We start from the raw sequence: 3,001 nt of genomic DNA on the forward strand, positions 1-3,001 counted from the left end.
GGGGCCCAGCCGATCGTTGCGGTCGTAGCGGTAAGCGTCATGGCAAGCCCCATCAAAACTGGCGTACTAAAGCGCAATCCGATAAAGTGGGCACCACTTTTCGGAAAAATTGCGCGACCAGATAAAAAATTAGAGCGATACGGCGGCTCAACTGAGCCGACGAACGCTCTAAGGCTAAAGCGCTTTGCGCGAACTGTCATCGTCTGTCTCCCTGTGTTTTGTCGCTGTTGTGATTTGTCCTGTGGTTAGCACACCGCCCCGCCGACGGTGCGTGCATACGTATTCAGAACGACGCGGCTCTTGTTGAATACGTATTCAGATTGCCGCTGCGCGCCCCGCAACCTAGTTTCCAGTCAAACGATTTTACAGGGACAACACACAGAACGACTCCCCCCTGATACCCCTTCTGCCCGTGGCAACGCGGCGGAACCGCCATTTCAGCCCTGGAATGGTTTCTTCTCAAACCTGACCTTTTAACCCCGCTGCGCGTCTCCCGTCGCACGGGGTTATTTTTTGGCTATCCGCCACAGCTTTCGCGGATGATCAGTCGGGTCGGCACGCGCACTGGCTCGACCGGTTCATTGGCGATCATGCGATCCAGCGCATCGACCAGCGCCCGCGCCGCCGCCGTCGTATCCTGACGCACGGTCGAAAGCGCCGGTGTGGTGCAGGCCGCCGCCCACAGGTCATCAAAGCCGATCACCGACACGTCCTGCGGCACGCGCCGTCCCTGTTTTTGGAGCGCCTGCATGGCCCCGATCGCCGGCAGGTCCGCCGTGGCAAACACCGCATCAAACTCGGCCCCGCGTGTCATGAGCCGCGCCACCGCCGCCGCCCCGTCTTCGCGCGAGATAAAGCAGTCGGCCAGCAGGTCGTCATCCAGGCTCAGGCCGTTTTCGCGCAGCGCCCGCGCATAGCCGTCATAGCGGTCACGAAACTCCGGGTGGCTGGAGGAGGCCTCACCCAGAAAGGCGATGCGCCGCCGTCCCAACCGGATCAGGTGCGACACGGCCTCATAGGCCCCCTGCGCATTATCCGAGCCCACACTGTGCCCCGCTCCCGGCTGCACCAGCCCCCAGACCACCCACGGTTCGCCGATGTCGCTTAAGCCCTCGGCCTTGCGCACATAGTCGTCATAGTCCTTATAGCCCAGCAGGATCAGGCCATCGGCACGCCGCGCAAAGCCATAATCGTTGCTCCAGCTGGCGCTCTGCTGTTGCAGCGAGGTCAGGACGTCATAGCCCCTCTGCCCGGCATATTTGAGGATGGCCCCCAGCAGCGGCACGAAGAACGGGTTGATCGGATTGTCCTGATCGAGGTCTTCGGAAATCAGCACGGCGATGGTGTTGATCTTCTTTGAGCGCAGTTTGCGCGCATTGACATCGACCGTGTAGTTGAGCTGCTGCGCCGCTTCGAAGACACGCTTTCGCACCTCTTCGGACACCGCCGGTGAGTGGCTGAGCGCGCGCGACACGGTGGCCTGCGAAACGCCGGCCAGCGCCGCTATGTCAAAGGATGTTGGCCGTTTTACCCCCACGCGGAGCCTCCCTTTTTTGCGCAGCATAGCCCGCTTCGGGAGCGGCGGCTATTTGTTAATGTAGAGGGACTTTTCCGCCCCTTCGACCGTGGTGCCGTCAGTGCGCGTGGCGCGCAGCGACAGGGTGTGCGGCCCCGGTGTTAGCCCGGCCCTATCCAGCTTGAAATCAAATTGCAGCTTCGGCCAGTTAGGGTCATAGCGCAGGGCGTCGGGCGTCTTGAAGCCTTCCGGATCAAGGCCGTAATGGGCCTGCGTCACCGGCTTGCCATCGATCAGAATATCGACGCGCGTCACGCCCTGAGTATCGGCGGCGATACCGAAATAGTTGGTCTGCGCATTGGCATCAAGGAACTGCCCGCGCGGCGGCTGCGCGATATACAGCTCCGGCAACAGGGCGCACGGCGCGGGCGGCGATTTCACGGCGTCTTTGCGCAGGCGCCCGGTGTAAAACGCCACCACATTGCGCCCCGGCGGCAGTTCAACGCGCTTATACAGCATCAGGTCGTCAAAACGCTGACACAGGTCGCGGCGGAAGCTCAGCTCCTCCGGCTGATGGTAGAGATAACTGGGATCAGGCAGGACCAGCACCACGCCCTTGCCCGCCTGAGCCTTGATCAGATCACTAAGCCCCAGCCCCCAGGTCTGACGCGCCGTGCCAAAGCGCGAAAAGCGGTCATAGGGTTCACCCAGTGTATAGAAGGTGCGCGTCGGCCTATTGGGGAATTCCAGACGCACCGCCGGGACGTGGCCCGACACCGCCACGGCCACTTCGGGACCAAACTGCTGCCGCGCCAGCGCCTCGGCCTCGATCAGCGTCGGGTGCAGCACAGTCCAGTCTTCGTTGCGCATGAAGTTGATCTGCTTCCACTGCCACGGCAGCTTTTCGGTATGCGCCCAGGCGTATTCGTAGACGGTGATGCCAATACCGACGCCCAGCGCCAGAAGGGGCCCCAGCGCCAGCGCCCCCTGACGCAGACGGCGCGCGCCCATGGTTTTGGCCGCATCCACGAAACCTATCAGCACACCGGGCAGGCCCACCACCAACGGCACATAGGCCAGAAACGGCCAGTGCGGCATGATCTGCGCATTGGCGGGCGACTGAACAAAATAGAAGGCAAAGATAAACACGCCGACGATGCCCAGAAGCGCCAGAGGCGTGCGTCGCTTGTCCCAGCACAGCGTCTTGGCCGCAAAGATCAGGCCGGCAAAGAAGACCGGCGAAACCAGCGCGATCTGCTGATTGAGGAAGGCCGTCATCAGCTTCAGTTCCGGCCGCCACACCGGGCGGTTGGTGAGGTGAAAGGCGATGGCGGGCCAGTCGTTGAAGGCGTTGTAGAGCAGCGACGGCAAAAGCCCCAGCGTCGCCACGCCTCCGGTCGCCCAGAATTTGGGGCGCGTCCACAACTGCCGCCCGGCGGGCGTCAGCAGGGCAAACAGCACAATGCCCGCGCCGGGAAACAGGAA

3 protein-coding genes are annotated in these 3,001 nt (G+C 62.4%); all 3 read right to left on the reverse strand.

Features of this window, described 5'->3' with window-relative positions:
* Nucleotides 1–200 (reverse strand): hypothetical protein (locus Q0072_RS21830; protein WP_298334155.1); only part of this gene is annotated, 200 nt, incomplete at its 3' end.
* 317 nt (nucleotides 201–517) lie between these two features.
* On the reverse strand, nucleotides 518–1,537 hold the full coding sequence (locus Q0072_RS21835) for a LacI family DNA-binding transcriptional regulator (RefSeq protein ID WP_298334158.1): 1,020 nt from the start codon (nucleotides 1,535–1,537) through the stop codon (nucleotides 518–520).
* A 48-nt stretch (nucleotides 1,538–1,585) separates the two neighbouring features.
* A partial coding sequence (locus tag Q0072_RS21840; protein ID WP_298334161.1) for a glycosyltransferase occupies nucleotides 1,586–3,001 on the reverse strand: 1,416 nt, incomplete at its 5' end.

It is taken from the genome of Asticcacaulis sp. (assembly GCF_027484505.1).
Taxonomy (GTDB): domain Bacteria; phylum Pseudomonadota; class Alphaproteobacteria; order Caulobacterales; family Caulobacteraceae; genus Asticcacaulis.